The following is a 25,876-nucleotide window of genomic DNA, read 5'->3' on the forward strand; positions in this document are numbered from 1 at the left end:
GGAATGTTGAAGTTAAAGCATGAAACCACACTTAAATCAATAACAGCAGAAGTTGAAAAACAAATTAGTGAACACCATCAAGAAATAGAAGCGGTGTCCCTTCACAATCAAGCAAAGGTCATGAAGGCATTTAGCGATCATCAAGTAGCAGATTTTCATTTTACGCCATCTACAGGTTATGGGTATGATGATGTTGGTCGTGATACGTTAGAATCAATTTATGCGCAAGTATTTGGAGGAGAGGCGGCATTAGTCCGCCCTCAAATCATTTCTGGTACACATGCAATTGCTACAGCATTATTTGGTGTGCTAAGACCTGGCGATGTGCTATTATACATAACAGGTAAACCGTATGACACGTTAGAAGAAATAGTCGGAATACGCGGCAATGGAAATGGCTCATTAAAAGAATTTCAAATCGGATACGAAGCTGTTCCATTACTAGAATCAGGCTGGATTGATGAAGAGCGCATTCGTTCAAGCATAACCGATCAAACAAAAATGATTGGTATCCAGCGTTCAAAAGGATATGGCCAACGCCCGTCATACACAGTTGGACAGATAAAAGAAATGATTCAGTTTGTAAAATCCATCAAAGAAGATGTCATTGTATTTGTAGATAATTGTTACGGTGAATTTGTTGAGACCGAAGAACCTTGTGAGGTTGGAGCAGATTTAATAGCAGGTTCGTTAATTAAAAATCCAGGTGGCGGAATCGTCAAAACAGGTGGTTATTTAGTGGGAAGAAAAGACCTTGTAGAGCTCTCTTCCTACCGGTTAGCTGCACCAGGGATAGGTGCAGAAGGGGGAGCAAGCCTTTATAGCTTACTTGAAATGTACCAAGGATTTTTCTTAGCTCCTCATGTCGTTTCGCAAGCTTTAAAAGGAGCTATTTTTACAGCTGCCATCTTGGAGAAGATTGGGATGAGTACGTCACCAAAGTGGGATGAAAGAAGAACCGATTTGATCCAATCTGTTCAGTTTCCTTCAGCTGAGAAAATGATTGCTTTTTGTCAATCTATTCAAGCTGCATCTCCTGTAAATGCACATGTTTCCCCTCAACCAAGTCCAATGCCAGGATACAATGATCCAGTTATCATGGCAGCGGGGACCTTTATTCAAGGTGCAAGTATTGAATTAACAGCTGATGGTCCGATTAGACCTCCTTACGTTGCTTACGTCCAAGGAGGATTAACATATGAACATGTGAAAATTGCCGTTCTGCAAGCCATCGACTCAACCTAGATTTGAATGGGTGACAGAACTGTGTAAAAGGAGGGCACTGAAAAAGCAAAAACCAACTTTTTCAGTGCCTCGATTAAGTAGCAATGGCTTCGCGCACTGCGCGCCTCTATGAGAAAACCACTCATAGCAGGCTTTTCAAAAAGATGGAAGTGGCTCCGCACATTGCTAGGAAGCCACTGAAAAAGGAAAAACCACCTTTTTCAGTGCCCTCGTGTAAAGGCAGAGGATAGCCTTTCTGCTCCTTCGTATTGAGTTGACAGTATACAGAGCATCTAGTAACATTAATATTGGAATAGATTACTTGTACATAGCTTCTTAAACGTAACGGAGCGAGCTTTGAAGAAGGAGAAACAATGTCAAATCTGGCATGTTTTTATAAATTGTAAGGTTCGAAAGGGGAGTACATAAAATGGCAAAATTCACTAGAGAAGATGTATTACGAATTGCTGAAGAAGAAAATGTACGTTACATTCGTCTTCAATTTTCTGATTTACTAGGTACAATCAAAAACGTTGAAATTCCAGTTAACCAACTTCCAAAAGCTTTGGATAATAAAATGATGTTTGATGGATCTTCAATCGAAGGATTTGTTCGAATTGAAGAGTCTGACATGTATTTATATCCAGATCTTGACACATGGGTAATCTTCCCATGGACACCTGAAAAAGGTCGCGTTGCACGCTTAATTTGTGATGTGTATCTACCAGGCAAGCCAGGTGAAGAACCAACTCCTTTTGCAGGGGATCCTCGTGGCATTCTGAAAAGAGTCTTAAAAGATGCTGAGAAAATGGGCTTCACAGCATTTAACATTGGACCAGAGCCAGAATTCTTCTTATTTAAGAATGATGAGAATGGTGAGCCTACATTAGAATTAAACGATAAAGGTGGTTATTTTGACTTAGCTCCAACGGATTTAGGTGAAAACTGCCGTCGTGATATCGTACTTGAGCTTGAAGATATGGGCTTTGATATCGAAGCATCACATCACGAAGTAGCTCCTGGTCAACACGAAATTGATTTTAAATATGCAGACGCTGTAACGGCTTGTGACAACATTCAAACATTTAAGCTTGTTGTTAAAACAATTGCACGTAAACACGGTCTACACGCTACATTTATGCCAAAACCGTTGTTTGGTGTGAACGGTTCAGGGATGCATTGTAATATGTCTTTATTTACAAAAGAAGGAAATGCTTTCTTTGACGAATCAACGGAATCCCAATTAAGTGAAACAGCTATGCAATTCTTAGCTGGAATCCTTGATCATGCAGAAGCCTTTACAGCCATTACGAATCCAATTGTGAACTCATACAAGCGCTTAGTTCCAGGATACGAAGCACCAGTTTATGTTGCTTGGTCCATGCGTAACCGTAGTCCATTAATTCGTATTCCTTCTTCTCGTGGCGTAAGTACACGTGTTGAAGTACGTAGCCCAGACCCAGCTGCGAATCCATACTTAGCAATGGCTGTTATGCTAGCTGCTGGACTAGATGGAGTTAAGAAAAAGATGTCTCCACCACCAGCAACAGATCGTAACATCTATGTCATGAGCAAGGAAGAGCGTGTTGAAGAAGGAATTAACGACCTTCCAGCTACGTTAAAAGAAGCAATCGATGCATTAGTTAAAGACGATGTTCTAATTAAAGCTCTTGGTGAGCACGCAGTTGAGAACTTCGTTGAAGCAAAAGAAATTGAGTGGGATATGTTCCGTACGCAAGTACATCCGTGGGAACGTGACCAGTATATGCAGAACTATTAAGAAGAAGGGACCCTTGACACTTTTGGTGTTGAGGGTTTTTTATTTCGGTGAAAAGGCAGAAAAGAGGATAACTTCTGACAAGCTGGTCTATAAAAAAAGGTAGAAAAAGTCAGAAGAGAGTCCGATTTGTTACAGGCTCCCCATGAAAAGGCAGCGTGAGAAGTCAGAGAGGCTTGATGAATCTTACCGCTCCTCTTTTGAATAACAATCTTAAAAAAACATGTAATAACTCCATAAAAAGGATAATTTTATTAATGTAACACACGATAAGGTTACATTAATAAAAGGAGTGAGACAGATGAAGAAATTAATCGTTGGACTTTGCATCGCTACTTCATTAACAGTTGGGGTTATGCCAGCTGTTTCAGGGGCTGAACAAGTTTCAGAAGTGAAGCTTACGGACGTTCAAAAGGAAGAAATGGCGACTCTACAAAAAGATGCGTTTGCAAAGAAGAAAGAGATTATTAACAAGTACGTTGAATACGGAGTGTTTACGAAAGAAAAAGGTGAGAAGATTATTCAACACATGGACAAGCACTACAAAATGCTAGAAGAAAATGACTTTGTTCCAAAATGGGATAAAAAGCACAACAAGCATCAGAGTGAATAAGAAGAAAGGAACCAACATGAAGAATGTTGGTTCCTATTTTGATTAAACAGTAAACGTTTATAAAACAAAATACGCTCCGATGATGAGAAGCAAAATAAATAAGACAAGAATGAGAATGAAGTTCGAATAGTTATTTTCTTTTACCGGGACAACTGGGTTCCCATATCCATAGCCAGCATCAAAATATCCATAATAACTCATGTAAACCTCCTCTAAAATAACTCGACTTAAAACAGAAGTAAAACCTATACATTAGCCTATGCACAATGTTGAAAAATGACAAAGAAAAGATGAAGCAAAGTCATTTTCCTCTTTATAAAAACATAGACTAGCCTTAAGTCATGAGCTAATTGAAGAGGAGGGGGACCAGTGGATAAGGCTTCTGTTAGTCGGTTTGTTATTTTAATTGTAGCTGTTATCAATACGGTCTTAAATGTGCTTGGTTATCAAACGATCTCGGAACAATTTGTAAATGATGTTGTAGCTGTTATCTCTGGGGCTTATTTCTTATGGGCAGGATGGAAAAATAATTACCTTAGCAAAAAAGGGTTGCAGCAAAAAGAAGTGTTAAAGAAGCATAAACTTGACTAAATAAGCCCCTGCAAGACAGGGGCTAACATGGTTTTGGATGATATTCGTGGGGTGATTTTCTAAAAACCATGTTGTTTATAGAATGACCTAAACTTAACAGATTATGATGGAAAGAACTAATAAATGTTGCAAGAATATATTGTGTTCTTACCTTTTATCACTAATAATGAAAAAAGGGGTGGTTTTATGAGGAAAAAAACAGTACTTCTCATTATGTATGTGTTATCGTTCATGTTCTTTTTACGTAGTGTGTTTCGTATTCTTGTTAATGAAGGAACGGGCGGATACGGAATGGTGATCATAAGCGCGTTAGTCATGACTTTTGTATTGCGTACATATTTAAAAGAACGATCAAAAGAAAAAGAAGATAAAAAATTGGAGAACGCATAAAATAAAATATGGATAACAAAACAAGCTTGTCTCGTAAAAAGACAAGCTTGTTTGTTTCCATATCAATGAATAGTACGAAATACTCCAACGACTTTTCCGAGTACTGTACATTCTTTTAATAAGATTGGTTCCATTGTAGAGTTTTCTGGTTGAAGGCGAATATAGTCTTTTTCACGGAAAAAGCGCTTAACGGTTGCTTCATCTTCTTCTGTCATAGCAACAATGATGTCTCCGTTATTGGCTGTTTGTTGTTGCCTTACAATGACCATATCTCCATCAAAAATACCCGCTTCAATCATACTATCCCCTTGAATAACAAGAACATATGTATTTTCACCAGTGACTAGATGTTCTGGCAATGGCAAATAGTCTTCAATGTTTTCAACTGCTGTAATCGGAAGACCTGCTGTTACTTTACCTAAAACTGGTACATATGTTGTCTTTTTATCTGGAATATGTGTTGCTTCATTATCTAAGTCTAGCACTTCTATCGCTCTAGGTTTCGTAGGATCTCTTCTTATAAACCCCTTTTTTTCCAAACGGGAAAGATGGCCGTGGACAGTTGAACTGGAAGCAAGCCCAACAGCTTCACCAATTTCTCTCACAGAAGGCGGATATCCCTTTTTTTGTACTTCCACTTTAATAAAATCTAGTATTTCCAACTGGCGCTTTGATAGCTTTGACATATGTCCACCCCGCATAATTTCCTAATTGAGTAAATTGTAACATGCGAACATATGTGATGCAAACAATTGTTCTGAAAAATATTGACACAAACGAACGTTCGTATTATATTAAAAACACGAACAGATATTCTTATTGAGGTGAAAGTTATGATTAAACGTTTTTCAGGACAAGAAGTTTTTATTTTAATAGCAGCCGTAGCGGTACTAATTTTTATGTACTCTACTATTATATTTTCGGCACCGTCTTACGAAGCATCGGACTTAGTAGTATTCGAACAACATGACAATCTCAATATCGAAGCAGTGAAAGGTAGTAAGAATTTTGACTAAAAAAGCTATTATATATTGTAGAGTAAGTACAAATAACAAAGAGCAGCATTCCTCGCTCAAAAGGCAAGCAGAAGAACTTATCCAACTTGCTTTTCAGTATGATTTACAAGTGATCAAGATGATGGAAGAACAAGCGAGCGGATATGATATTGATAGAGAAGCGATCCTCGAAATACTAGATGATATACAATCAAAGCAAATCGAAGTATTGTTAGTCCAAGATGATACGAGATTAGGAAGAGGACATGCTAAAATTGCTCTTCTACATCAATTCCGTAAGCATGGTGTAAAGGTTTTAACAACACATGATAATGGCGAATTAACCCTTTCAGAAGCCGATGAAATGGTGTTGGAAATTGTCTCGATTGTAGAAGAGTTTCAAAGGAAATTACATAATAGTAAGATTAAACGTGGAATGAAAGCAGCTGTAAAAAATGGGTACAAACCCCACCAGAATCTAAAAGGCTTTGGTAGTGGAGGGCGCTCGATGAAAGAGGCACCAATTGAAGAAATTGTTCGATTAAGAGAAATGAAACTAACTTTTCAGGATATCGCTGTCACACTACGTGGTTTAGGATATAGTTTGTCAAAAGCAACAGTTCATAGGAGATACAAGCAATACGAAAAGGAACAACTAAAAGAAGCAAGTGATTCAGCTAGTTCAAAATAGTTGAAAAGCCATTTCTGATCATGTAAAGTGTACGGTAAGAAAGAGGTGTTTCGATGCTTTCCAAGGAGAAATTACAAAGAATTAACGAATTGGCAAAACGTGCCAAAACAAGTGGTTTAACGAAAAAAGAAGAAAATGAACAAAACATGCTTAGGAAAGAATATTTGCAAACATTCCGTGCATCCTTTAAAAATCATCTTCATTCCGTTACAGTTGTTGATGAGAACGGAAACGACGTGACTCCAGATGCATTGAAGGAAAGCAAAAGAAATAAAGATAATCCACTTCATTAAAAGTCTCTTACCTCAAAGTTAGAGGCTTTTTTTGTTTATTTAACATTTGTCTGAATGCTTGAGAAATTGTCGGATAAAGTATAAGATGAATAAGTAGAGAGAGAAAAGAAATTACATATTGTGAAGGGTAGGAATCTAAAGAATGACGAAACTAGTAGATCAACAAGCGGTTAATACAATCCGTACACTATCAATCGATAGCATTGAAAAAGCGAATTCAGGACATCCAGGTATGCCTATGGGTGCAGCACCAATGGCTTATAGTCTTTGGACAAAATTCATGAACCATAATCCGGTCAACCCAGAGTGGGCTAATCGAGATCGTTTTGTTTTGTCTGCTGGACATGGCTCTATGCTACTTTATAGCTTATTACATTTAACAGGATATGACTTGTCACTTGAAGACCTACAACAATTCCGTCAATGGGGAAGTAAAACACCTGGTCATCCGGAGTTTGGACATACTCCTGGAGTAGAAGCAACAACAGGGCCTCTTGGACAAGGTGTGGCAATGGCTGTAGGTATGGCAATGGCTGAACGCCATTTGGCAAGCACGTATAACAAAGATGATTTTAATATTGTCGATCATTTTACATACTCTATTTGTGGTGATGGAGATTTAATGGAAGGTGTATCTCAAGAAGCTGCCTCTTTAGCTGCGCACTTAAAGTTAGGTCGACTCATTGTACTTTATGATTCAAACGATATTTCGTTAGATGGTGACCTTCATATTTCATTCTCTGAAAGTGTTGAAGATCGTTATAAAGCTTACGGATGGCAAGTGATTCGAGTTGAGGATGGCAACGATCTTGATGAAATTAATCGTGCTATTGCTGCGGCAAAGGAAGACGAGCGTCCAACATTAATTGAAGTGAAAACAGTTATTGGGTATGGTTCTCCAAATAAATCTGGTAAATCTGCTTCTCACGGTGCTCCGTTAGGAAAAGAAGAAGTTGCCTTAACGAAGTCTGCTTATGAGTGGGCACATGAAGAGGAATTTCACATTCCTTCTGATGTAAAGGATTTATTTGCTAATGTGAAAGAAGAAGGGGCTAAAAAAGAAGAGGCATGGAATGCTCTTTTTGCTAAATATAAAGAAGCTTACCCTGAACTAGCAGCAGAGTTTGAGCGTGCGACAAGTGGTGAATTGCCTGAAGGATGGGATTCTGAAGCTCCAGTATATGAAGCAGGTTCTAGCGTTGCAACTCGTTCATCTTCAGGTGAAGCATTAAACGCTTTTGCGAAAAAAGTACCTGAATTATTTGGTGGTTCAGCTGACCTTGCTGGTTCGAATAAAACGTACATGAAAGATCTTGGTGATTATTCACGCGATAACTACGCAGGTCGCAACATTTGGTTTGGTGTACGCGAATTTGCAATGGGAGCAGCTGCAAATGGTATTGCGTTACATGGTGGGTTAAAAGTTTTTAATGCGACGTTCTTTGTGTTCTCTGACTATTTACGTCCTGCTATTCGATTAGCTGCTCTTATGAAGCTGCCGGTAATTTATGTCTTTACACATGATAGTATTGCTGTAGGTGAAGATGGACCAACTCATGAGCCTGTTGAGCAATTAGCTGCGCTTCGTGCTATGCCTGGCTTATCTGTTATCCGCCCGGGTGACAGCAATGAGACGGTTGCAGCATGGAAGGTAGCTCTCGAGAGCACAGACACACCAACAGCTTTAGTCTTAACTCGTCAAAACCTAAAAACACAAGATCATACAGCTGAACTAGCTTATGAAGGTGTGAAAAAAGGTGCTTATATCATTTCAAAATCAAGTGGTGCAACAGATGTTCTTTTACTAGCGTCTGGTTCGGAAGTTCCTTTAGCAGTAGAAGCTCAAACGGCTCTTGAAAAAGATGGAATCCATGCTGACGTTGTAAGTATGCCTAGCTGGGATCGTTTTGAGAAACAGCCTCAATCTTATAAAGACGAAGTGATTTCTCCAGACGTGAAAATCCGCCTCGGTATTGAAATGGCTTCTCCACTTGGCTGGCATAAGTATGTTGGCGACCATGGTGATGTATTAGCGATCGATCAATTCGGTGCTTCAGCTCCTGCAGATAAGATTTTAGCTGAATATGGATTTACGGTTGAAAATGTTGTAGCAAAAGTAAAAGCATTGTTACAAAAATAATAGATGTAAAAACTGACTCTGTTGGTGGATTTTAGCTTAGTACTAGGCTAGAACCTACTCATTCATGGTCAGTTTTTTTTGTTCGACAAAACTAGTGCTTATCTTCTCCGCTTTAAGACAATCATTTTACTTCATCTTTCGTATACTTGGGATAATAAAGTACGAGAGGGTGTCCATGATGAGACATTATGAGTTGTACATATTTGAAGACGATGTTGCTCGTCAATATTACGGACAAGAAGCAAAGTTATTTTACTTATTTCTCGAACATGAAAAAGCGAGAGGGGCACAAAAGGAGATATTACGTAGACAAATTGAGTACATTACAAAACCAATACCTTCTCTTTTGTTGCAACAAAAGTTAAAGCAAAATTTAATGAAGCTTGACGGATATAGCAAGAAGAAAAATACGCATGTCATCCAAATGATTGAACGTGATTGTAAAGCAGAGCTCGTGATTGGTGCTGATGCTCTTTATTTAACAGCAGATGGGACATCTGATGTGGAAACAATCTTTTTTGAGATTCTTAGAAAATGCGAACCCACTTTTTTTGCGTTTACGATTGAAGACCATCGTTATGGTTGGTTAAAACCTTTGAAACAAGCTGATATGCTTCGAACCAAACAAGTTTAATTAAGAACGTGGGTTATTTTTCTGAAGTGCTTTTAAATCTCTTGTCATTAAGATATAATAGATAAGGTTGATTCGGGATTTTCCCGACAGGTTTAGATAGCACGAAGGAGGACGTTGGACTTATGTGGATTCATATTTTAGGGTACACCCTAGCTGTTGCAGCAGGTATTGCAATTGGCTTCTTTATAGCTCGTAAGACGATGATGTCTTATTTAAAAAAGAACCCGCCATTTAATGAGCAAATGCTCCGTGTCATGATGATGCAAATGGGACAAAATCCATCGCAAAAGAAAATTAATCAAATGATGAAAGCGATGCAGAAACAACAGGGCAAATAATTGGATGGACAAGCACCTCATAATTGGGGTGTTTTTCTACGTTTGAGAGAGGTGTCGGTCGTTCGTGAAAGTATTTAAAGATTTATGGTGGTTTTTTAAAATAGAAAAACGAGCATACGGATTAGGAATTTTAGTGTTGGCTTTAGTTTCCTTGTTAACCCTTACACCTCCATTAATAGTCGGAGTGATTGTGGATCATATCGTAGAAGAAACATTATCGAGTTCTCTTTTAGCTATGTGGATTGGTGTTTTGTTACTCGTCGGAATACTTGCTTATGGTCTTCGCTATGTTTGGAGGATTTTAATCTTTGGGGCTTCGATTCGGTTAGCTCGCCTGTTGCGAAATCAATTGTATACACATTTCACGAATATGTCTCAACGGTTTTACCAACGTCACCGTACTGGTGATTTAATGGCGCATGCTACAAATGATATTCGAGCGGTTCAAATGACTGCTGGACAAGGTGTTTTAACGTTAGTGGATTCATTGACAATGGGAGGATTTGTCATTATTACAATGGCGGCGACTATCAGTTGGCAATTGACATTAATTTGCCTGATTCCTATGCCGTTCATGGCCTATTTAACTAGTTATTATGGAACTCTTTTACATAAGAGATTTCATTTAGCGCAGTCAGCATTTTCAGAGTTGAATGATAATGTCCAAGAAAGTGTCACAGGAGTAAGAGTAGCAAAAACGTTTGGACAGGAAGAGGATGAAATAAAACGTTTTAGAGAGAAGTCTTTGGACGTTGTAGACAAAAATGTCGCTGTAGCCAAGGTGGACGCTTTATTTGATCCTACCATTTCACTCATTGTCGGCATTTCCTATTTTCTCGCTGTAGTATTTGGGGCTCAATTTGTGATAGCTGAACAAATAACAATTGGGCAGTTAACGACCTTTACGCTATATCTTGGTTTGTTGATTTGGCCTATGCTTGCATTTGGTTGGTTATTTAACATTGTGGAGCGTGGACGGGCCTCTTACGACCGCATTTCGTTATTGCTAGAAGAGAAACAAGATATAACAGACGAAACAACAAATGAGCAAAAAGTAACGGGTGATTTGAACGTTTCGATTTCTTCTTTTTCGTATCCTGGAAGTCGTGAACATGCACTAAAGGAGATCAGCTTCACCTTAAAAGAAGGACAGACGTTAGGGATTGTTGGGAAGACGGGGAGTGGCAAATCGACACTAATTCGGCTTTTGCAACGCGAGTATGAGTTAGAGCATGGAGAAATTAAGATTGGCGATTTTCGTTTGGATGCCTATCGATTAGATGACTTAAAAGCAACCTTTGGAAATGTTCCGCAAGATCATTTTTTATTTTCAGCTACGATTGCAGATAATGTCGCTTTTGCAAAACCAAATGCTTCACTTGGAGAAATAATGAACAGCTGTAAACTTGCCAATATTCATGAGGATATTATCGGTTTTCAGGAAGGGTATGAAACCGTTGTAGGGGAGCGAGGGGTCACGTTATCGTGGGGGTCAAAAACAAAGAATAGCGATTGCACGAGCCGTTTTACCAAATCCGAATGTGCTTATACTGGATGATTCGTTATCTGCTGTTGATGCAAAGACGGAAGAGCAAATTCTTGAATCTTTAAGGAGAAACCGAGCAGGAAAAACAACGATTATTACAGCACATCGACTGAGTGCTATTAAACATGCTGATCTTATCCTTGTATTAGAGGAAGGGCGCATCATCCAAAGGGGTGTACATTCACAGTTAATGGAGGAAAACGGCTGGTACAAAAAAATGTATGAACACCAGCAATTAGAGGAGTTAGTGGAACAAGGGGGGCAGCATGATGCAACATAAAGACCAAGTCTTGTCAGGTGAAGAGCAAAGAGCCATATTGTGGCGATTGTTGCGTTATGCAAAGAAACATACAAAAGCGCTCGTCGTTGCTTTTACATTGCTCATTTTCGCAACAGCAGCAGAGTTAATTGGACCCAATTCTTATAAAAATATTCATTGATGATTATTTGACGCCAAGACAGTTTCCGTTTGAACCTTTGTTGTGGCTCGCTATTTTGTATGTGGTTTTACATGTATCAGCGGTTTTTATTAATTACTTTCAAGCGTTTATGTTCCAAAAAATCTCTTTGAAAATAATTCAAGAGCTTCGTGTGGACGTTTTTTCAAACGTAGAAAAACAAGGATTAGCTTTTTTTGATCAAACACCTGCTGGAGCCCTGATTTCAAGAATTACAAACGATACAGAATCAATTAAAGAATTTTACTTAACGGTATTAGCCAATTTTGTTCAAAATGGTTTGTTTTTAGTTGGGATCTTTATTGCTATGTTTTATTTAAATCCAACACTTGGATTGTTTTGTTTAGTGTTATTGCCGATTATCTTTGGTTTAATGCAATGGTATCGAAAACTAAGTTCGAAATTTTATGCAGATATGAGTGAAAAGTTGAGCCAACTAAATGCAAAAATGAATGAAACCATTCAAGGAATGGCCATTGTCCAAATGTTTCGTCAAGAACGCCGGCTACGAAAAGAGTTTAGCGAAGTCAATGAAGACCATTTTCAAGCAGGCATAAAAAGCATGAAGTTAGATGGACTTTTGCTTAGACCATTAGTAGATTTAATTTCCATTTTAGCTTTGATCTTAGTTCTTAGTTATTTTGGGGTTACCTCGTTTGTTAGTCCCGTTGAAATTGGAGTTTTGTACGCTTTTGTGAATTATTTGGATCGTTTCTTTGAACCCGTCAATCAAATGATGATGCGATTATCATTATTTCAACAAGCAATTGTATCAGCTGGTCGAGTGTTCAAGTTAATGGATCACAAAATGTATGCTCCAGCAAAACACGGGTCAGATTCTCCTGCAATTAACGATGGTGTCATTGAATTTAAAAATGTTTCGTTTTCCTATGATGAAAAAACAGAAGTGTTAAAGAATATTTCATTCACCGTAAAAAAGGGAGAGACCGTTGCATTAGTTGGACATACAGGCAGTGGGAAAAGCTCAATTATCAATGTATTGATGAGGTTTTATGAGCTGCGCAAAGGTGATATATTCATTGATGGTAAATCGATTCATGAATTTGAAAACAAAGAACTTAGAGAAAATATCGGACTTGTCCTACAAGATCCATTCCTTTATACCGGTACGATCTCAAGTAATATTCGTTTGTATCGAGAAGGGTTAACGGAAGAAGAGATTAAAAAGGCAGCTGAGTTTGTCCATGCAAATGAGTTTATTGAGAAATTGCCAAACTCTTATAGTGCTGCGGTAACGGAAAGAGGTTCAACATTATCTAGTGGACAGCGACAATTGCTTTCGTTTGCGAGAACCATTGCAACGAATCCTAAAATCCTTATTTTAGATGAAGCAACAGCAAATGTTGATACTGAAACCGAAGAAGCTATACAAGATGCATTAAAAAAAATGCAAAAGGGTCGAACGACGATTGCCATTGCGCATAGGTTATCAACGATCAAAGAGGCTGATCAAATACTCGTTCTTCATAAAGGAGAAATAATTGAACGTGGCAATCACGCTGAGCTCCTGAAACAAAAAGGGTTATACCATAAAATGTATTTACTTCAAAAAGGTTCTTCATCATTGGAGGTAAATGCGTAAAATAAGCTGAGATGACAAAGAAAAAGAGAACCACGCTATTTGCTGTGGTTCTCTTTTTCCGATGCATTTTCATAATGATTCAACAATGTATCTAGTTCTTGGCTTACGACTAAGACGGCCGGGGATGATAGTCCCTTTAGAAGTGCAAGCTCTATCAATTCATTTCGTTTCGTTTCTATAATTTTAAGTAATCGATCACTCATAGAGACCCCTTCTTCTCTAATTCTTGTAATAATTATACAAATTAACAAGTAAATTTACAACCATTCCTGCAATGTTAGTAAAAATAAGAAAATAATTTTTATTCTAGCAGGAAACTGATTGAAATGAATTGAAACAAAACAAGCTTTCCTGTATCTTTAAATAGTATAACTTCACCGGTTGGAAAGGGGTGAGCGGCTTGGAGGATCTATATCTTTACTTAACGACTGTTGGGGCTCTTATAATGGCATCGTTTGCAATCTTTATTCGTTTAAAGGCGACGAAACGCCCTGTTTCAGTTAAGAAGATCGTTTTGCCACCTATCTTTATGTCTACAGGGTTCCTTATGTTTTTGTATGAACCAGCACGACCAGCGCTTTTGCAAGTGATAGAAGCCGTGCTTGTTGGATTCCTTTTCTCTATTTTACTAATGAAAACAACAAAGTTTGAAATAAGAGAAGAGCAAATATACATGAAACGTTCAAAAGCCTTTGCCTTTATTTTAATAGGCTTATTACTTGCTCGAATTGTGTTTAAACTGGTAATGGGAGATGCCATTCATGTAGAAGAATTGGCAGGGATGTTTTTTCTCCTAGCTTATGGAATGATTATTCCGTGGCGTATCTCTATGTTTTTGAACTTCAAAAAAATACAGAAAGACTTGGAGCAGGCTACAAAGTCAAAAGAAATGGTCTCTTTAGAAACATAAAAAAGGCTGACTCTAGAAGTCAGCCTCTTTATGATGTTTCTAGTAAATCTTTATATGGAGTCATATCAATTTCTTTTTCTCGTAGTTTCTTCATAAGAAATTTATGATCACGTTTTGGGGTAGCTAAAATATAGCCTTTAATAATGTATTCTTGTGGCAAAGAATCAAGCTTGTCGTTAAGTACAAGTTCCCCGATTTTTCCTGCAATTTTCCCTTTTGCTACATCCCTAAATAATTCAGGTACAGGCTCTACTAAATCATTTAGTAATTGCTTTTGATCATCACTCCAAAGATGTATAGTCTTTTCGATATAATAATCTTGCCAATCTAAAATAGATTTACCATCTTCTTTTGGCAATCGTTTAAGGAATTTTCGAAACATGAAATATCCACCTATAAACATGACTGTAATTAAGAAGATTGTCCATAATACTATGAACCACATAAACCAAGTAGGCATTGTTTTTCACCTCAACTTTTTACTCATCCTTATCCTACCATAAAAAAGACTAGACTGTGAATAGAATGAGTGTTTCCAAATAAGTAGGACGTTTGGTAAGATAAATAACCGAGGTGATAAAAAATATGTTGTATTTAGTTAGTTACGCATTTCATTTACTCGTTTCCGTCTTGTTTTTTGTGCTCATTCCATTTCCTTATTTAATTAAAGGCAGTTTATTGGATGAACCAGGTAGATTTGCGCTTTTGTTGAAAATCTACAAACGAATTATTTGGCTCGCCCATGGTGGGGTAGTGGTCTCCATTATTACTGGCTTTCTTATGACGTCACAGTGGATGACCGTTTGGTTTTTTCTAGTTCTCATCATTTGGCTTGTTCTTTCTGCGATGTTAGGTATGACAGCGAAACCGGTTCGAATCATATTAGAGAAGGTCGAGAACAATCAAGACGCTAGTGATGATGTTTCGAAATTAAGATTGTATAGCTTCATGCTTATGATTGCCATACTATCTATGTTCTTGTTAAAAATCGTTCTATACATATGATTGTAAAAAAATAGACTGTTCATTTGTGGAAATCTACAAATGGATGAAAGAACGTTTTGCGAAGTAGACAATGTCAATGAATCCAAAAATGGCTATACTGAATGAAAAGAAACGTCAAGGAGGAAATGCCATGTTAATTGGAGTACCTAAAGAAATTAAAAACAATGAAAACCGAGTTGCTGCGACACCTGCAAGTGTGTTGACGCTCGTTCAAGCGGGACATCAAGTTTTAATTGAAAAAAATGCTGGTGTTGGAAGTGGATTTGAAGATGAAGCTTATGTGCAAGCTGGCGCTGAGATTGAGGAAGACCCAGTAGCTATTTGGGAAAAAGTCGATATGATCATGAAGGTAAAAGAGCCGTTGCCATCTGAATACGGTTATTTCCGTAAAGGATTAATTCTATTTACGTATTTACATTTAGCTGCGGAACCAGAGTTAGCTAAAGCACTAGTGGAAAAAGAAGTGACAGCTATTGCTTATGAAACGGTTCAAGTTGGTAGAACTTTGCCTCTTCTTACACCAATGAGTGAAGTAGCTGGTCGGATGGCTTCTCAAATTGGTGCACAGTTTTTAGAAAAACCTAAAGGTGGAAAAGGTATTCTATTATCTGGTGTACCTGGAGTGAAACGTGGGAAAGTTACCGTAATTGGTGGGGGAGTTGTTGGAACAAACGCAGCAAAAGTTGCAATGGGACTTGGTGCAGATGTAACGATTATGGATTTAAGTCCAGATCGCTTACGTCAATTGGATGATTTGTATGGAACAGACATTCAAACGTTAATGTCCAACCCACTTAACATTGCTGAAGCTGTAGCTGACTCAGACCTTGTGATTGGTGCTGTTTTAATACCTGGAGCAAAAGCACCAAAGCTAGTGACAGAAGAAATGATTCAATCCATGAAGCCGGGTTCCGTTGTCGTGGATGTTGCGATTGACCAAGGTGGAATCATTGAAACAGTTGATCGAATTACTACACATGATGAGCCAACCTATACGAAACATGACGTTGTGCATTATGCTGTCGCGAATATGCCTGGGGCTGTTCCAAGAACGTCCACGATTGCTTTAACAAATGTGACGATTCCGTATGCGCTACAAATTGCCAGTAAGGGAGTTAAGCGTGCATTAACGGAAAATCATGCATTGGAGTTAGGGTTAAATACGGCAGCAGGTGCGGTAACGTATGCAGCCGTTGCATCTGATTTGCAATTAGAGTACTTAACAGCTGCAGAAGCACTTGAAAGAATTTAAAAGGTAGTTTCTTGAACAGACCGAACACATTTCGGTCTGTTTTAATGATTCTAGAAGAGTTTCATGGTATTCTAGACTAAAATGATGCGCTCCAAGTCGCTAATTTAGTAATGGTGGGATTAATGATGAAGATGACTAAAAATGAATTCGAAATCTTAGAAAGAATAACAGATCCCTTTTATGCATTAGATCGACAATGGAATTTTACATATTTCAACAAAGAAGCAGCAAGAATTCTTCAAAAAGATAGAGAGAAAATGATTGGACAAAACGTCTGGATAGAATTTCCTGAAACGAAAGAATTATCATTGTTTAAACAGTACTATAAGGCACTTGCGTCGCAAAAAGCAGCCTTTTTTGAAATGTACTATCCACCACTGAATCTTTGGTTTAGCATAAAGGTTTACCCTTCAGAGACCGGAATCTCCGTCCACTTTCACGATATTACAAGTCAGAAACAAAGATCATTCAACCGTGAACAGCATTATAAATCGCTTTTTGAGAATAACCCGGATGCAGTTTTTTCATTTGATTTAGAAGGGAATTATTTAGAAGTTAATCCTGCCATGGAAAAATTAGTTGGCTACAAAGAAGAAGAACTTTGTATGGTTTCCTATATCCCCTTAATCCTGGAAGAAGATCTTCCAAAAACGAATGCTAATTTTTTAGAGGCAACCAAAGGTGTGACAAAAAATTATGAGACGAGAGCCCGTCATAAAGATGGACATGTTATTGACTTAAAAGTGACGAATATTCCCATTGTCATTGGAAAAGAAATCGTAGGCGTATATGGAATTGCGAAGGATATTACGAATCAAAAAAGAACGGAAAAACTTCTATTTGAGTCGGAAAAGTTAACCGCAGTCGGTCAGCTTGCAGCTTCCATTGCTCATGAAATAAGAAATCCATTAACATCTATAAAAGGCTTTCTTCAATTAATTAAATCCTCTCCTCTTCAAGAGGTTAGCAGTCATTATTTAACCATTATGGCTGATGAAATTACAAGAATTGAAATGATCACGAGTGAGCTGCTCGTTTTAGCAAAACCACAAGCTCAATATTTTCAGTATGAAAAGATAGATAAAATTATTGAAGATGTCGTGATGCTCTTAAGCTCTCAAGCATTAATGAATAATGTAGAGGTTATAACGGATATAGAAGACTTGCCCGAAGTGAAATGTATTGGCAGTCAATTAAAACAAGTGTTTATTAATTTAATTAAAAACTCGATTGAAGCGATGTCAGATGGAGGCAGTGTGACCATTTCTGCTAAGAAGCATGGTTCTAAAACGATTCTCATTAAAGTTGTTGACCAAGGTAATGGTATTCCTGAACAGTTTTTATCGAAAATTGGTACACCTTTTTATACAACAAAAGAAAAGGGTACTGGGCTAGGTTTAATGACTTCTTTAAAGATCATTGATTCCCATAATGGAAAAATGGAAATTTCTAGCTTGCCTAGCAAAGGAACAACCATTAAGATATACTTACCATTGGGAACAGATCAAGAAAGAAAAAGGGGTGGCGAGTGTGGATCATGAGCAAGCCTTGCTTATTTTAAATCAGCTTCGTAATAAAGAACTTGAATCATATCGTGTCGCAAAAGAAGATTTTCATATGTTTCGTACAATATTATTAAAGCAAGAAGATGCTATTGATTTCCGTGGGAATGCACAACATAGAGGAGAAACCATTTATACGTTTGAACCAGGCTGGACAAAGTAAAGTGATAATTTGAGATGCTTGTACATAAAGTGTAACGATAAGTACCTTTCTTGATAAGGTGCTTATTTTTTTTGCGAAAGGGGGATGTGTCTTTGTTTCTTAAATATGAAATTGGTTCATTGATTCTTCGGATTGTTCTAGGAATTACGTTCTTTTTTCATGGACTAGCTAAGTTTCAAAATGGTTTAGAATCTACAAGTCTTTATTTTGAAAGTTTAGGATTACCAGGAATGACAGCCTATCTAGTAGCAATAATAGAGTTAATGGGTGGTGTTGCCTTGCTTGTTGGACTAGGAACACGTTTCGTATCTCTTTTACTCGCGATGATTATGGTAGGTGCAATTTTATTTGTGAAATTAGGTGCTGGCTTTCTAGGTGGTTTTGAATTTGACTTTGTTTTATTAGGTATAGCTATTTATTTATTAATAAATGGCAGTAAGTTGTTGTCAGTGGACTCAGTCATTTTAAAAACGTATTAAAGGAAAAACAAGAGATGTCTAAAGGCTAGACATCTCTTGTTTTCGAATGCACAGTATAAAACAGGAATTTTTCAAATTATGTCGAATGGTTATATAAATAAACACAAATGTTGGAGGAGTTTATGAATCAGACAGACTTTTTAGCAGCTGTAACCGCGCTGCAACAGCCTTTTTTGAATGGATTGGCTGCTATTTTTACGTTTATGGGGAATGAGGAATTTTATTTCTTAGTCATCCCACTCGTTTATTGGTGTATTGCGAAACAAGCAGGCTTTCGATTGTTTTATATTTTTCTCGTATCTATTACAGTGAATGCATTTCTAAAGATTACCTATGCCATACAGAGGCCGATTGGAGTAGAAGGTGTACATTCAATATTTATACAATCAGCTGAAGTGGGCAGTCATTATCCCTACGATTCCTTTCCAAGTGGTCACGCACAAGGTTCGACAACTCTCTGGGGGTATTTAGCTTATCTTGTTGCGAGACCAATATTCTGGATTTTTTCAGTTGTCCTTATTTTATGTATTTCTTTCTCAAGACTTTATTCAGGATTACATTGGCCTACAGATGTGATCGTTGGAGTGATAATCGCTGTTTTCATATTGGTCATCTCCATCCAATTGCAAGAGAGGATATCATCCCTTCCAATTAAGGTGAAGTGGATATTAGCACTTATTATACCTGTTATGATTGTTTCTATTTTTCCAGAAGAAGAGGGAGTAAAGTATGCGGGCTTTTTACTTGGAGCAGGAGTTGGATACTTATTAGAGTATAAAACGGTTCGGATGAAGATTTCCAAGAAACTATCGAGAAAAGCAGCCGCTTATGCAATTGGTATTATAGGGTTGTTTATATTACAAATAGGATTGAAGTTTGTATTTCCTGAGATGATCCTCTTTGATTTTATACGTTATGGCCTAATTGGCATATGGGGCTTACTAGGCGCACCGTATGTGTTTACTGCTTTAAACATCTATGAAAAAGAGGAAAACATTCAACTAAATCAGAATCAGATCACGATGTGAATACAAAGAAGTTAAGAAGGGATGAGCTCTTCTTAGCTTCTTTTTTGTTGGCTCTCATAGAGTTTAAGGCTATGAAATATGCCTTTTTGTTAAAAAACAATGCTCTAACATGGCGCCGTTTACATGAGTGTCGCATATGATGGAACAAAAAAGACTGGGGCGCATGAACATGGCGAAGACTAGCAAAAACAAAAAAGCAGCACCAAAAATCACCATACATGAAAAGCATCAATTTACAATGAAAGTGGTCACATCATCAACCTGCGATGTTTGTAAACAACAGTGTCAAAAAGGTTTGCAATATTTAGAGAAAATGAGTAAACCAGGTGCATTAGGCAAGGGAGTTGCCTGTCATTTAACAAAAGGAAAAGTTATTAAATAATGTTAAACAGGTTGTCCTAAAAGGTCAGGGCGAAAGATCTCTTGTGTTAAGGAGTATTACAAGGGCGGAAGTAATAAGCTAGTTATAAAGCTACCATTTTCTATTAACTTAAACATGAATTGTGTCAAAAATGATAACTTTACTTTTACAGAAAAGACTAATGATTTATTTTTTTGGTAATCATGTTATAGTTTAAACAGTTAATAGAAAGATGAGGTGTGTATAGCGTGATAAAAGCTTGTAGACTTGTAACAATGTTCTTTCTCTTGATGATCATTAGTGCTTGTGGCCAAGAAGAAAATAAAAGTGGGGCAGTCGTTGATGAGTTAACGGTAATAGAAGTAGAGTTAGCTGTACCTGAATTTGCTGAGGTTGGTGAAGTCGTAACATTTAGCAGTGCTGTCACTCAGGGAGATGAACTTGTTGAGGATGCGAATGAGGTTGTATATGAAATTTGGCTAGAGGGACAAAAGGAAACAAGTGAGCTAATAGAGGCTGACCATCAAGAGGGTCATCTGTATACGCTTGAATATACATTTAATGAAGCAGGAATGTATCATGTACAAACACATGTAACAGCAAGAGGGTTACACAGAATGCCAACTGTTCAAATTCAAGTAGGAGAAATGGAATCAAGCGTAGAGGAACATAAGCATGAGGAAGTTCATGAAAATGACCATCACGAGCACCACCATCATCATCACCACGATGTTGATGTTGAAACAGAATTGACTTCTGAACAATTACGTTTGCACATTTTGGTTGAAGGAATAGAATACACAGATGGCAATGTAACGTTAGAAATGTGGCAAGATGGAGATGAAGTTCGTCAGTGGGTTGATATGAAGGAAGTGGGAAATGGTTTCTATCAACTTGAAAATTTAGAAGAGTTACAAGGTGAATATATGATCATTGTTCATATCCAAGATGATGATTTACATGAACATATAGACCTTACACTTGATTTCTAATAAGAAGACGCTTGGTTTATTGTAACCAAGCGTCTTTTTATAAGGTTAAGCTGAGTTTCTGCTTATCTTCTTCACCTTTAATTCTTTAATTTTAGAAATGTTCAAAACATAGTTGTCATCGGTCACAATACAGTCTTCGCCATTTACCTTTAACCGGTACATATCCTTTCTTACATCTGACTTAGTAGTGAAATTAACTCGCTGTCCGCTATGAAACTCAACGGAAACTTTAAATTTTTTCATACTAATCAGCTCCTTCAAAGATAATAGAACCTATTCGTTACCATGGCGTGATTTCCTTCTATTATCAGGATTGTTTTCCTGAATAAATAGAAAAAAAGACATGTTTAGTGACAAACGTGTCTTTTTTCAATATCTCTAACAATAGTGTATGGGTAAGAGAGAAGAATTATTAATAGAAAGGAAAAATTTTTTTGTGAATTTTTAGGAGAAAATCATTTCTATTATTTTAATGAAAACGCTTGCAATAAAACAAGTTTAAACTATAATAAAGGTGTAGGTATTCTATATTTAATAAGGAGAGATATTATTATGCTAAATGTTACTGACCTTGTGATAGAGTTCGAACAAAAATTACATAGAAAATTAACTTCGGAAGAAATTGAAATTCTTAATAACATGGTAAAAGGGCAAAGAACAAAAAATAATCAAGCGTTAGCTTAAACTTTTTAAGCGTGTTTGCTCTCATTCACTTCACATATATTCCAAAAGTCCAACTCCCTCACACGATCTCGATATTGCTGTCTAATTAATTGTTCTTCTTTTTTCATTTCTCTTAAGGCTTGTTCTTTTGACTCGGAAGAACCGAATTGCAGTACATAATCACCATTTTCAAATGTGGCAGTTACTTTCCAATGTACGATACAAATCTCCTCCTCGCTCATTATGTAAGAAGATTATATTCACAAACCATCTCAATTATTAACAAAACATAATAGGAAAAACTAAGCCCGATGAATAAATCCGTCTAAACGAAATGGACTGTATGTATCAAGAGAGTGCGCCATTACGGCTCCAGCCGCTGGAAACTGCCTTCTAAACTCTCTACATGCATTAACACGGTAATCGTTTAAATGAGTGATCAAGCGGTCGTATTGAACAAGTACTTCAGCTGTGACCGATAAAGTTAACACGTAATGAGTTGACTCTTCCTCATATACTGATTGTACGACGGTAACCCCGGTTACTTTTACTGTATTGCTACAGTAAGATTGAATAGGATGAATTTGTTTTTTTCTCTCTGTTTCGTCATCCTCTTTACAATAAATATGAAGACTCGCTTCACAATAGGCCATTCCTCTAAACAACGATGATTCCCCCTTCTTTACACTTTATTCTAACAAAAGAGAAGAAATATGGGCAAACGATTGCACAAAAATGATTGTGATGCACCAAAAAAGCTCATAAAAAATAAGATACAATGTAAGCGTTTTAATATCGTTCGAATAAAAGGGGAGACAAAATGAAAAACGAAAAAGATCTTCAATTTGAAACGAAAGTCGTCCACTCTAGCTATAATTCCAATAAGCATGGAGAGTGTTTAACGCCACCTATTTATCAAACTTCAACGTTTACGTTTCCTTCAATGGAACAAGGAGCGAAACGGTTTTCCCAAGAGCAAGGTGGATATGTTTATTCGAGATTGGAGAATCCGACTGTAGCTATTTTAGAGGATCGGATCGCGCAACTGGAAGAAGCTGAGGCTGGACTGGCATTCAGCTCTGGATGGCAGCTGTTTCAGCCGCTTTGATGGAGGTAACCAAAACAAACGATCATATTCTTTGCTCAAAAGGAGTATATGGTTGTACATTTGGCTTATTACAATGGTTAAAAGATAAGCACAACATTCAATCTACTTTTGCTGATTTAGGAAGCGAGGAAGAAATTAAACGCAACATTCAAACGAACACAACATGTGTGTATATTGAAACCCCCATTAATCCAACCATGCAAGTCATTGATATACCGCTTGTTACATCCATAGCGAAAGAAAAAGGAATAAAGGTGATTGTTGATAATACATTTTCGACTCCGTATTTGCAAAAGCCTTTAAAGCTAGGTTGTGATCTAGTGGTTCATAGTGCAACCAAATACATTGGAGGTCACGGTGATGTCATAGCAGGAGTCATGGCTGGAAATGCGGATATGATTGACAACATAAAAAAGACGGTTCGAAAAGATTTTGGTGGAGTACTTTCTCCTTTTGATGCGTGGTTGTTAATTCGTGGAGTGAAGACATTAGCTGTACGTATGGATCGTCACTGTGAAAATGCCGAAAAAATTGCTGCACAATTAAAAAAACATCCTAATGTAAAAGCAGTCTATTATCCCGGAGACAAGGAACATGCTCAATCCTCTTTAGTGAAAAAGCAAATGAGAAGAGGTGGTGGAGTACTTTCGTTTGAACTAAACGGATCATATGAAGATGCGGTACATGTTGTCAATCAACTTCAACTCATCCCGATTGCTGTTAGTCTAGGAGATGCCGAAACATTAATTCAACATCCTGCTTCAATGACTCATGCAGTAATTCCTCCCGAGCAAAGAGTGAAAATGGGAATTACGAATGAATTATTACGGCTATCGGTCGGATTAGAGGCGTGGGAGGATATTTGGCAAGACTTAGAGCAGGCTTTAAATACGCTAAGTTCATAATGTTGTTGTCGAAAGAGAAGGGTTCTTCACTTTCGACTTTTTATGTTTGAACACTTCTACACAACATCATTCATCGTTTTCCTTTTCTTCTTGTCTTTTTTTTAGAAGATCTTCAATAATTCTTGAGTGTACGGTTGCCCAAGATTGCTCTCTAAAGTGTATGCTTACACTAATCGTTACAGCTATTAGATAAATAAAAACAAAAACGAGCCATAAATATCCTTGATCATTCTCAAAAAACTCCTGTACTTGATTACCAAAAATAAACAAAACCCAAGGAACAGCTGTTACTAGAATGGGAATTAAACCAGACCCATTTTTCTCTTTTAATATCCAAAAATGAATATTGCCAAGGGTGTCCGTATCAATTGACTTATAAAAATGACGGATTTCCTTTAATTCTTGTAATTCTTTTACTTGTTCTGGCTCTAACCCTTTTCCCACTTTGTTTTTTATTTTCAAATAAAACTTATGCGCGTCTCCTCGAAAAGAAACCATAAATCCCTCCCACTATTCATCTATGTTTCGAAAAGGAATCCTTATCTTAAGAAAGGCTACCTTATTTATCATGGACAGAGATTGAAATGAATAAACGGGTAACTTTTTCATATGTTATATACCTATATATCCATTGTTTAATAGATATCAATGGAAACAAATGGACCTTAATGGAATAATAAGAAAGACAATATTTCACGTTTAGTTCATATTCAGTTCATGTAACAATGGTAAAATAGTAGTTGAAATTCTAAATCTAGTAGTGACAATGAAAAGGGAAAATGGAGGACAAGTAATGATGCGTAAAAGAAGTGTGTTTATTGGATTGATGGTAGCTGCATCGCTTGTGAGCGTAGGATGTAGTTCCGAAACGATGGACAACAGTGTTTCAGCTGATGAGTCTCAAAGAGTCTGTTCATCCAGTGGAACTAAGTCAAATAACGGAGGAAATGCTTGCAAATGAACTAAAACTAACAGGACATATTATGGCGGGGGCTCATATGGCCATTCTACCAATGTTACAAGGAGAGATTAAGGCCATTCATGTTGACAACGGAGACACAGTCGAACGTGGTGATTCGTTATTTGAAATAGATGCTACGGATGCAGAATTAAATATATCACAAGCACGTGCCGGTTTAGATGCAGCAGAAGCGAGTCTAACAAGTGCGAAAAATATGAGAGGGCAAAGCATTAAACAAGCAGAAATGCAACTTGAACAAGCGCAAAATGCCAACAAGATGATTGCTGAGGCTGAAAGTGCAGTCGAAATGGATCTATCAGATGTTCCAGAAGAATTGCATGCAGTTCTCGAGAGTGTAGTAGCAGGAAATATGCCAACTGAAGCAGATAAACAGCAAGCAAAGGCTGCTGTGAAACAGGCTGAAATGGCGTTAGAACAAGCACAAGCAACGGATCAGATCAAGGCAGCTGAAGCTTCTGTAAAACAAGCAGAAATTTCCGTTCAAATGGCTGAACAACAAAAAAAGTATGCCGTTGTTAAAGCTCCAATGTCCGGACAAGTAACAGGCCTGAATGCAATGGTTGGAGAAATGGCTTCTCCGCAAAATCCAATGTTGCAGTTAGTTCAAATGGATCATCCGATCGTGGAGGTAAATGTCAATGAATCAATGCTTCCTAATCTTGAAGTAGGACAAGAAGTTGTCGTGCATATTCGTTCATTTAACCAGACATATGAAGGGAAAATAACGTATATAAGTTTACTTCCTTCTGAGCAATCAAGGTCGTATCCAGTAGAAATTGAATTATCAAACACGGATTCAAACCTTAGGGTTGGAATGCTAGCAGAAGTTTTAATTGATACGTCTAGTGCAAATACGGAACAAACGGTTGTGCCTGTGAATGCGGTTATTCAGCAAAACAATGAAACATTTGTTTATGTGACGACAGATGGAGAAAGCGTTGAGAGGCGTTTGATTGCTGTAAATAATGAAACAGCCGAATGGTTTGGTGTTGAAAGTGGCTTAGAAGTTGGAGAGTATGTTGTCGTTCGAGGGAGTCATCAATTATATGATGGTGCACTTATTAATGTTAGAAACGAAGTATTCCCTACTAACAATGAGCAAGAAGTCGACGATGTAGTAGAAAATGAAGATTCAAGTGATGAAGACACAAAAGGAAACGAATAACGGAGGTA

The 25,876-nt window shown here is 37.4% G+C and carries 31 protein-coding genes and 3 pseudogenes; 26 read left to right on the forward strand and 8 right to left on the reverse strand.

Annotated elements, in window-relative coordinates; genetic code table 11:
• Positions 1-3 precede the first annotated feature (3 nt).
• From JCM9140_RS01205 to JCM9140_RS01215, 3 genes are all read left to right on the forward strand, one after another.
• Positions 4-1,245 carry a methionine gamma-lyase family protein gene (locus JCM9140_RS01205; protein WP_034741160.1) on the forward strand — a complete coding sequence of 414 codons (1,242 nt, stop codon included), beginning with the start codon at positions 4-6 and terminating at the stop codon, positions 1,243-1,245.
• Positions 1,246-1,654: 409 nt separating this feature from the next.
• Entirely contained in the window at positions 1,655-3,004 is a 1,350-nt protein-coding gene (glnA, locus tag JCM9140_RS01210; protein WP_034741164.1) for a type I glutamate--ammonia ligase, read from the forward strand.
• A 298-nt stretch (positions 3,005-3,302) separates the two neighbouring features.
• Positions 3,303-3,614, forward strand: a complete 312-nt coding sequence (locus JCM9140_RS01215) for a YckD family protein (RefSeq protein WP_034741167.1) — start codon at positions 3,303-3,305, stop codon at positions 3,612-3,614.
• 57 nt (positions 3,615-3,671) lie between these two features.
• On the opposite strand, the gene JCM9140_RS22900 is transcribed toward JCM9140_RS01215, so the two are convergent.
• Positions 3,672-3,815, reverse strand: a complete 144-nt coding sequence (locus tag JCM9140_RS22900; protein WP_081727520.1) for a YjcZ family sporulation protein — start codon at positions 3,813-3,815, stop codon at positions 3,672-3,674.
• Positions 3,816-3,983: 168 nt separating this feature from the next.
• Between JCM9140_RS22900 and JCM9140_RS01220 the strand changes: the two genes are divergently transcribed.
• Positions 3,984-4,205: a phage holin gene (locus JCM9140_RS01220; RefSeq protein ID WP_034741170.1), complete on the forward strand. Its 222-nt coding sequence runs from the start codon at positions 3,984-3,986 to the stop codon at positions 4,203-4,205.
• A gap of 186 nt (positions 4,206-4,391) precedes the next feature.
• Positions 4,392-4,595 (forward strand): hypothetical protein, encoded by a 204-nt coding sequence (locus JCM9140_RS01225; RefSeq protein WP_034741173.1) that lies wholly within the window; start codon positions 4,392-4,394, stop codon positions 4,593-4,595.
• Positions 4,596-4,657: 62 nt separating this feature from the next.
• Here the strand turns inward: JCM9140_RS01225 and lexA are convergent, their stop codons facing one another.
• The gene (gene lexA, locus JCM9140_RS01230) at positions 4,658-5,281 is read right to left on the reverse strand and encodes a transcriptional repressor LexA (protein WP_034741176.1); all 624 of its coding nucleotides are present in this window, start codon (positions 5,279-5,281) and stop codon (positions 4,658-4,660) included.
• Between the two features lie 147 nt (positions 5,282-5,428).
• Here lexA and JCM9140_RS01235 point away from each other — a divergent pair, with 147 nt between their 5' ends.
• The 8 genes and pseudogenes from JCM9140_RS01235 (at position 5,429) to JCM9140_RS01270 (ending at position 13,293) form a co-directional block, all read left to right on the forward strand.
• Positions 5,429-5,611, forward strand: coding sequence for a hypothetical protein (locus JCM9140_RS01235; protein ID WP_034741180.1), 183 nt, complete (start codon positions 5,429-5,431; stop codon positions 5,609-5,611).
• A complete protein-coding gene (locus tag JCM9140_RS01240) occupies positions 5,604-6,281 on the forward strand; it encodes a YneB family resolvase-like protein (protein ID WP_034741183.1) in 678 nt (225 codons plus the stop codon). The genes JCM9140_RS01235 and JCM9140_RS01240 overlap by 8 nt, the downstream gene beginning before the upstream one ends.
• Positions 6,282-6,334: 53 nt before the next feature.
• On the forward strand, positions 6,335-6,574 hold the full coding sequence (locus JCM9140_RS01245) for a DUF896 domain-containing protein (protein ID WP_034741185.1): 240 nt from the start codon (positions 6,335-6,337) through the stop codon (positions 6,572-6,574).
• Between the two features lie 142 nt (positions 6,575-6,716).
• Complete coding sequence (gene tkt, locus JCM9140_RS01250; RefSeq protein ID WP_034741188.1) at positions 6,717-8,714, forward strand: transketolase; 1,998 nt, start codon at positions 6,717-6,719, stop codon at positions 8,712-8,714.
• Positions 8,715-8,889: 175 nt separating this feature from the next.
• Positions 8,890-9,348 (forward strand): sporulation inhibitor of replication protein SirA, encoded by a 459-nt coding sequence (gene sirA / locus JCM9140_RS01255; protein ID WP_162232182.1) that lies wholly within the window; start codon positions 8,890-8,892, stop codon positions 9,346-9,348.
• Between the two features lie 122 nt (positions 9,349-9,470).
• Positions 9,471-9,686 carry a YneF family protein gene (locus JCM9140_RS01260; protein ID WP_034627753.1) on the forward strand — a complete coding sequence of 72 codons (216 nt, stop codon included), beginning with the start codon at positions 9,471-9,473 and terminating at the stop codon, positions 9,684-9,686.
• 64 nt (positions 9,687-9,750) lie between these two features.
• Positions 9,751-11,512 (forward strand): annotated as a pseudogene (locus tag JCM9140_RS01265) (ABC transporter transmembrane domain-containing protein).
• Positions 11,502-13,293: pseudogene (locus JCM9140_RS01270) on the forward strand (ABC transporter ATP-binding protein). Before JCM9140_RS01265 ends, JCM9140_RS01270 begins: the two co-directional pseudogenes overlap by 11 nt.
• A 35-nt stretch (positions 13,294-13,328) precedes the next feature.
• On the opposite strand, the gene JCM9140_RS22905 reads toward JCM9140_RS01270, so the two are convergent.
• The gene (locus JCM9140_RS22905; protein WP_081727521.1) at positions 13,329-13,496 is read right to left on the reverse strand and encodes an aspartyl-phosphate phosphatase Spo0E family protein; all 168 of its coding nucleotides are present in this window, start codon (positions 13,494-13,496) and stop codon (positions 13,329-13,331) included.
• 197 nt (positions 13,497-13,693) lie between these two features.
• Here JCM9140_RS22905 and JCM9140_RS01275 point away from each other — a divergent pair, with 197 nt between their 5' ends.
• Positions 13,694-14,203, forward strand: coding sequence for a CcdC family protein (locus JCM9140_RS01275; protein WP_034741191.1), 510 nt, complete (start codon positions 13,694-13,696; stop codon positions 14,201-14,203).
• 28 nt (positions 14,204-14,231) lie between these two features.
• On the opposite strand, the gene JCM9140_RS01280 is transcribed toward JCM9140_RS01275, so the two are convergent.
• Positions 14,232-14,663 carry a DUF2621 domain-containing protein gene (locus JCM9140_RS01280; protein WP_034741194.1) on the reverse strand — a complete coding sequence of 144 codons (432 nt, stop codon included), beginning with the start codon at positions 14,661-14,663 and terminating at the stop codon, positions 14,232-14,234.
• Between the two features lie 125 nt (positions 14,664-14,788).
• Here JCM9140_RS01280 and JCM9140_RS01285 point away from each other — a divergent pair, with 125 nt between their 5' ends.
• From JCM9140_RS01285 to JCM9140_RS01320, 8 genes are all read left to right on the forward strand, one after another.
• Positions 14,789-15,208, forward strand: coding sequence for a hypothetical protein (locus tag JCM9140_RS01285; RefSeq protein WP_034741197.1), 420 nt, complete (start codon positions 14,789-14,791; stop codon positions 15,206-15,208).
• Between the two features lie 130 nt (positions 15,209-15,338).
• Complete coding sequence (gene ald / locus JCM9140_RS01290; RefSeq protein WP_034741200.1) at positions 15,339-16,460, forward strand: alanine dehydrogenase; 1,122 nt, start codon at positions 15,339-15,341, stop codon at positions 16,458-16,460.
• 125 nt (positions 16,461-16,585) lie between these two features.
• On the forward strand, positions 16,586-18,001 hold the full coding sequence (locus JCM9140_RS01295; protein ID WP_034741203.1) for a PAS domain S-box protein: 1,416 nt from the start codon (positions 16,586-16,588) through the stop codon (positions 17,999-18,001).
• The gene (gene ykzS / locus JCM9140_RS01300; RefSeq protein WP_034741206.1) at positions 17,991-18,185 is read left to right on the forward strand and encodes a protein YkzS; all 195 of its coding nucleotides are present in this window, start codon (positions 17,991-17,993) and stop codon (positions 18,183-18,185) included. The genes JCM9140_RS01295 and ykzS overlap by 11 nt, the downstream gene beginning before the upstream one ends.
• A gap of 92 nt (positions 18,186-18,277) precedes the next feature.
• Complete coding sequence (locus JCM9140_RS01305) at positions 18,278-18,664, forward strand: DoxX family protein (RefSeq protein ID WP_034741209.1); 387 nt, start codon at positions 18,278-18,280, stop codon at positions 18,662-18,664.
• Positions 18,665-18,786: 122 nt separating this feature from the next.
• Entirely contained in the window at positions 18,787-19,692 is a 906-nt protein-coding gene (locus JCM9140_RS01310; protein WP_034741212.1) for a phosphatase PAP2 family protein, read from the forward strand.
• Positions 19,693-19,828: 136 nt separating this feature from the next.
• Positions 19,829-20,074, forward strand: a complete 246-nt coding sequence (locus tag JCM9140_RS01315; RefSeq protein ID WP_439644254.1) for a hypothetical protein — start codon at positions 19,829-19,831, stop codon at positions 20,072-20,074.
• 227 nt (positions 20,075-20,301) lie between these two features.
• On the forward strand, positions 20,302-21,045 hold the full coding sequence (locus JCM9140_RS01320; protein WP_052001977.1) for a FixH family protein: 744 nt from the start codon (positions 20,302-20,304) through the stop codon (positions 21,043-21,045).
• Between the two features lie 45 nt (positions 21,046-21,090).
• On the opposite strand, the gene JCM9140_RS01325 is transcribed toward JCM9140_RS01320, so the two are convergent.
• Positions 21,091-21,288 carry a hypothetical protein gene (locus JCM9140_RS01325; protein ID WP_034741215.1) on the reverse strand — a complete coding sequence of 66 codons (198 nt, stop codon included), beginning with the start codon at positions 21,286-21,288 and terminating at the stop codon, positions 21,091-21,093.
• A gap of 309 nt (positions 21,289-21,597) precedes the next feature.
• Here JCM9140_RS01325 and JCM9140_RS24800 point away from each other — a divergent pair, with 309 nt between their 5' ends.
• Entirely contained in the window at positions 21,598-21,729 is a 132-nt protein-coding gene (locus JCM9140_RS24800) for a hypothetical protein (protein ID WP_268870545.1), read from the forward strand.
• Between the two features lie 5 nt (positions 21,730-21,734).
• Here the strand turns inward: JCM9140_RS24800 and JCM9140_RS01330 are convergent, their stop codons facing one another.
• Positions 21,735-21,950 (reverse strand): hypothetical protein, encoded by a 216-nt coding sequence (locus JCM9140_RS01330; RefSeq protein WP_034741218.1) that lies wholly within the window; start codon positions 21,948-21,950, stop codon positions 21,735-21,737.
• Positions 21,951-22,010: 60 nt separating this feature from the next.
• Entirely contained in the window at positions 22,011-22,373 is a 363-nt protein-coding gene (locus JCM9140_RS01335; RefSeq protein WP_034741221.1) for a hypothetical protein, read from the reverse strand.
• A gap of 155 nt (positions 22,374-22,528) precedes the next feature.
• On the opposite strand from JCM9140_RS01335, the pseudogene megL reads away from it, so the two are divergent.
• Positions 22,529-23,721 (forward strand): annotated as a pseudogene (gene megL / locus JCM9140_RS01340) (methionine gamma-lyase).
• A gap of 66 nt (positions 23,722-23,787) precedes the next feature.
• On the opposite strand, the gene JCM9140_RS01345 reads toward megL, so the two are convergent.
• Complete coding sequence (locus JCM9140_RS01345) at positions 23,788-24,219, reverse strand: hypothetical protein (protein WP_034741224.1); 432 nt, start codon at positions 24,217-24,219, stop codon at positions 23,788-23,790.
• 295 nt (positions 24,220-24,514) lie between these two features.
• Between JCM9140_RS01345 and JCM9140_RS23445 the strand changes: the two genes are divergently transcribed.
• Together JCM9140_RS23445 and JCM9140_RS01350 are read left to right on the forward strand one after the other, a co-directional pair.
• Positions 24,515-24,682 carry a hypothetical protein gene (locus JCM9140_RS23445; RefSeq protein ID WP_162232183.1) on the forward strand — a complete coding sequence of 56 codons (168 nt, stop codon included), beginning with the start codon at positions 24,515-24,517 and terminating at the stop codon, positions 24,680-24,682.
• Positions 24,642-25,868 carry an efflux RND transporter periplasmic adaptor subunit gene (locus JCM9140_RS01350; RefSeq protein ID WP_162232184.1) on the forward strand — a complete coding sequence of 409 codons (1,227 nt, stop codon included), beginning with the start codon at positions 24,642-24,644 and terminating at the stop codon, positions 25,866-25,868. The genes JCM9140_RS23445 and JCM9140_RS01350 overlap by 41 nt, the downstream gene beginning before the upstream one ends.
• Positions 25,869-25,876 lie beyond the last annotated feature (8 nt).

Origin of the sequence: Halalkalibacter wakoensis JCM 9140 (assembly GCF_000513095.1) — a bacterium.
Lineage (GTDB): Bacteria > Bacillota > Bacilli > Bacillales > Bacillaceae_D > Halalkalibacter > Halalkalibacter wakoensis.